This is a genomic window from Bradyrhizobium sp. Leo170 (genome assembly GCF_004296405.1).
GTDB lineage: Bacteria > Pseudomonadota > Alphaproteobacteria > Rhizobiales > Xanthobacteraceae > Bradyrhizobium.
Map to the genome: position 1 here is coordinate 1 of NZ_PSRR01000485.1, position 4,674 is coordinate 4,674.

The following is a 4,674-nucleotide window of genomic DNA, read 5'->3' on the forward strand; positions in this document are numbered from 1 at the left end:
CAAAGCGCAGCGTGCCCACCATCCACATTCGGTGCAAGAAAAGGTGGGCACGCTGCGCTTTGCCCACCCTACGGATCCGTAGCCCGGGTGAAGCGCAAGCGTAAGCCGGGACCGCCGGTAAACGCGGATACAGATGCCCCGGGTTGCGCGTTCCGCTCCACCCGGGCTACGGCACTCAGCGCAGGCTGGCGTTGATCTTGTCCAGCGCGGCGGAGCCCGGGCAGAGCGCCTTGGCGTCGAGCGTATTGAGCGGGGTGTCCACCGTGTTGAGATGGGCGTGCAGATCCTCGGCTTCCGGATCGACGTACAACAGCCCGGTGACGATCTGGCCTTTGGCGGCGTGTTTCTGCAGGAAGGTCATCGCGCCCAGCCGGTCATGCGGATCGTAATCGGCGTCGAGCTTGCGCAGCGCGATCCTCGAGCCGTCGTGCTGCTCCACCACCTGCACGGTGCCGGGCGCATAGTCGACATGGATCGGCTCGCGGCCGACCAGCACGTCGAGCCGGTTCACGGCGTCGTTGTGCTCGCGGACATAGTCGAAACTCTTGGTCGAGCCGGCGTGATTGTTGAAGGCGATGCAGGGGCTGATGACGTCGATGAACGACGCGCCCTTGTGCTGGATCGCGGCCGCGATCAGCGGCACGAGCTGGCTCTTGTCGCCGGAGAAGCTGCGCGCCACGAAGGTGGCCCCGAGCTGCAGCGCGATCGCGACCAGGTCGATGGCGTTGTCGGTATTGACCACGCCCTTCTTCGATTTCGAGCCGCGGTCGGCGGTGGCCGAGAACTGGCCCTTGGTCAGGCCGTAGACGCCGTTGTTCTCGACGATATAGGTCATGTTGACGCCGCGGCGGATCGAATGCGCGAACTGGCCGAAGCCGATCGAGGCGCTATCGCCGTCGCCGGAAACGCCGAGATAGATCAGGTCGCGGTTGGCGAGATTGGCGCCGGTCAGGACCGACGGCATGCGGCCATGCACCGAATTGAAGCCGTGCGAATTGCCGAGGAAATAGTCCGGCGTCTTCGATGAGCAGCCGATGCCGGAGATCTTCGCCACGCGGTGCGGCTCGATCGAGAGCTCGTAGCAGGCTTCGATGATGGAGGCGGTGATTGAGTCATGGCCGCAGCCGGCGCACAAGGTCGAGATCTTGCCCTCGTAGTCGCGGTGGGTATAGCCGAGCTCGTTCTTCTTGAGGCCGGGATGATGGAATTTCGGCTTTGCAATGTAGGTCATGACAGCACCTGCGGTCCCTGCCTCGTCATGGCCGGGCTTGACCCGGCCATCCACGTCGTGACCGGGAAAAAGGAAGTCGTGGATGCCCGGGACAAGCCCGGGCATGACGCCGGAGAAATCAAAACATAGGTCATGACACGGCCTTGCGCAGAGGGGTCACCTTGAGATGGTCCTGGTGGTCGCCGATCGCATTCGCGATGAAGCGTGCGGTGATCGGCGTGCCGTCATAATGCAGGATCGGCACCAGCCGCACCGGGTCGATGCCGTTCTCGTTGACGATCAATTGCCGGAGCTGCGCGTCGCGGTTCTGCTCGACGACGTAAACGAAATCGTGGTCGGCGATGAAGCTCGCGACGCTGGAGTGGAACGGGAAGGCGCGGATGCGCAGCCGGTCCAGATGGTGGCCGCGCGCGTCCAGGATCTCGATCGCCTCGTCCATCGCCGGCGCGGTCGAGCCGAAATAGATCACGCCATATTTGGTTGGCTTGGCCGCGTTGGCCTGCAACGGCCGCGGCACCAGGTCCTGCGCGGTCTCGAACTTGCGCACCAGTCGCTGCATGTTGTCGGCGTAGACCGGGCCTTCCTCCGAATAGCGCGCATAGCGGTCGCGCGAGGTGCCGCGGGTGAAGTACGAACCCTTGGTCGGATGCGCGCCGGGATAGGTGCGGTACGGGATGCCGTCGCCGTCGACGTCGAGATAGCGGCCGAAATCGCGGCCTTCTTCCAGCATCTCCCTGGTCATCACCTTGCCGCGATCATACTGCCGCGCATCGTCCCAGCGGAGCGGCCGGCACAGCCGATGGTTCATGCCAATATCGAGATCGAGCATCACGAAGATCACGGTCTGCAGCCGCTCGGCGAGATCGAAGGAGGTCGCGGCAAACTCGAAGGCCTCTGCCGGATCTTCCGGGAACAGCAGCACATGCTTGGTGTCGCCATGCGAAGCATAGGCGCAGGCGATGATGTCGCATTGCTGGGTGCGCGTCGGCATGCCGGTCGAAGGACCGGCGCGCTGCACGTTCATGATCACGGCTGGAATCTCGGCGAAGTAGGACAGGCCGATGAATTCCGTCATCAAGGAGATGCCGGGGCCGGAGGTCGTGGTGAAGGCGCGCGCGCCGTTCCAGGAGGCGCCGATCACGATGCCGATCGAAGCGAGCTCGTCCTCGGCCTGCACGATCGCGTATTTCGCCTCGCCGGTTTCCGGATCGTGCCGCAGCTTCTTGCAGTGGTTGGTGAAGGCTTCGGCGAGTGAGGATGACGGCGTGATCGGGTACCACGCGCAGACCGTGGCGCCGCCATAGACCGCGCCGAGCGCGGCGGCACTGTTGCCTTCCAGGAAGATTCGGTCACCGACCTTGTCGGCCTTCTTGACCCTGAGCCCGATCGGGCATTTTAGGTTCTGCAGCGCCCAGTCGCGGCCGAGATGCAGCGCATGGACGTTGGAGGAGAGCAGCTTCTCCTTGCCTTTGTACTGCTCGCCGATCAGTTGCTCGATCAGCTTCGGATCCATGTCGAGCAGCGCGGACAGCGCGCCGAGATAGATGATGTTCTTGAACAGTTGGCGCTGGCGCGGATCGGTGTAGGTCGAGTTGGTGATCGCGGTCAGCGGGACGCCGATCACGGTGATGTCGGCGCGGAATTTCGACGACGGCATCGGCTTGGTGGAATCGTAGAACAGATAGCCGCCGGGCTCGATCGAGGCGACATCCTTGTCCCAGGTCTGCGGGTTCATCGCCACCATCATGTCGACGCCGCCGCGGGCGCCGAGATGGCCGGCTTCAGTCACCCGCACCTCATACCAGGTCGGCAGGCCCTGGATGTTGGAAGGGAAGATGTTGCGTGGTGAGACCGGCACGCCGTGGCGCAGGATCGCGCGCGCGAACAGTTCGTTGGCGCTCGCCGAACCCGAGCCGTTGACGTTGGCGAAGCGGACGACGAAGTCGTTTACGCTGCTGATCGGGCTTTGGACTGACATGTTGATCCCGCGTGAACCATATCGATGAGGTATTTCTGCATGTCCCAGGCGCCGGTCGGGCAGCGCTCGGCGCACAGCCCGCAATGCAGGCAGACGTCTTCGTCCTTCGCCATGATGCGGCCGGTCTTCAAGCCGTCGGCGACATAGAGCGCCTGGTCGTGATGCGGTGAGGGCGCTTTCAGCCGCTGCCGCAGATCATCCTCCTCGCCGTTCTCGGTGAAGGTGATGCAATCCATCGGGCAGATGTCGACGCAGGCGTCGCATTCGATGCAGAGCGGCGCGGTGAACACTGTCTGCACGTCGCAGTTCAGGCAGCGCTCGGCCTCGCCGAGTGCGAGCTTGAGGTCGTAGCCGAGCTCGACTTCGGCGCGGATGTCCTTCAGCGCGATCACCTTGTCGCGATGCGGCACCTTGAAGCGCTTGTCGGTGGAGATGTCGTTGTCATAGCTCCACTCGTGAATGCCCATCTTCTGCGAAGAGATGTGCACCTCCGGCAGCGGGCGCTCGTTGATGTCCTCGCCGGACAGCATCTTATGGATCGACAGCGCGGCGTCATGGCCATGCGCCACCGCCCAGATGATGTTCTTCGGGCCGAATGCAGCGTCGCCGCCGAAGAACACTTTCGGATTGGTCGACGCGAAGGTCTTCGGATCGACCTTCGGCATGTGCCATTTGTCGAATTCGATGCCGCAATCGGCCTCGATCCAGGGGAAGGCGTTTTCCTGGCCGACCGCGACCAGCACGTCGTCGCAGACCACGGTCTCGTCCGGCTCGCCCGACGGCACCAAATTGCGCCGGCCCTTGGCATCGTATTCGGCCTTCACCTTCTGGAAGGTGACGCCGGTGAGCTTGCCGTTGTCGTGGGTGAAAGCGATCGGCACCATGTAATTGAGGATCGGGATGTCCTCGTGGAGCGCGTCTTCCTTCTCCCAGGGGGAGGCCTTCATCTCGTCGAAGCCGGAGCGGACGATCACCTTCACGTCCGCCCCGCCGAGCCGGCGCGCGGTGCGGCAGCAATCCATCGCGGTGTTGCCGCCGCCGAGCACGATCACGCGGCGGCCGATTTTCTCGACATGGCCGAACGACACTGAGGACAGCCAGTCAATGCCGATATGGATGTTGGCGGCTGCTTCCTTGCGGCCGGGGATGTCGAGCTCGCGGCCGCGCGGCGCACCGGAGCCGACGAAGATCGCGTCGTAGTTTTCGGACAGCAGTTGCTTCAGGCTGTCGATGCGGTGGCCGCCCTTGAACTCGATGCCGAGGCCCAGGATGTAGTCGGTTTCCTCGTCGATCACCGAATCCGGCAGGCGGAATTTCGGGATCTGCGTCCGCATCATGCCGCCGGCTTTGGGATCCTGGTCGAACACGGTGCAGTGATAGCCGAGCGGGGCAAGGTCGCGCGCCACCGTGAGCGAAGCGGGGCCGCCGCCGATCAGCGCGATGCGCCTGCCGTTCTTCGGCCCGG

3 protein-coding genes are annotated in these 4,674 nt (G+C 63.9%); all 3 read right to left on the reverse strand.

Translation table 11 applies throughout. From position 1 onward, the window contains the following. Window positions 1-175: 175 nt before the first annotated feature. On the reverse strand, window positions 176-1,231 hold the full coding sequence (locus CWO89_RS40925; protein WP_130583922.1) for a 2-oxoacid:ferredoxin oxidoreductase subunit beta: 1,056 nt from the start codon (window positions 1,229-1,231) through the stop codon (window positions 176-178). A gap of 130 nt (window positions 1,232-1,361) precedes the next feature. Then, window positions 1,362-3,209, reverse strand: a complete 1,848-nt coding sequence (locus CWO89_RS40930) for a 2-oxoacid:acceptor oxidoreductase subunit alpha (RefSeq protein ID WP_165421543.1) — start codon at window positions 3,207-3,209, stop codon at window positions 1,362-1,364. Then, window positions 3,179-4,674 (reverse strand): FAD-dependent oxidoreductase (locus CWO89_RS40935; protein ID WP_130583924.1); only part of this gene is annotated, 1,496 nt, incomplete at its 5' end. The genes CWO89_RS40935 and CWO89_RS40930, both read right to left, overlap by 31 nt.

Coding starts and splice junctions, on each gene's coding strand:
- CWO89_RS40930 (WP_165421543.1), bottom strand. CDS start 3,209: ATGTCAGTCCAAAGCCCGATCAGCAGCGTAAACGACTTCGTCGTCCGC.
- CWO89_RS40925 (WP_130583922.1), bottom strand. CDS start 1,231: ATGACCTACATTGCAAAGCCGAAATTCCATCATCCCGGCCTCAAGAAG.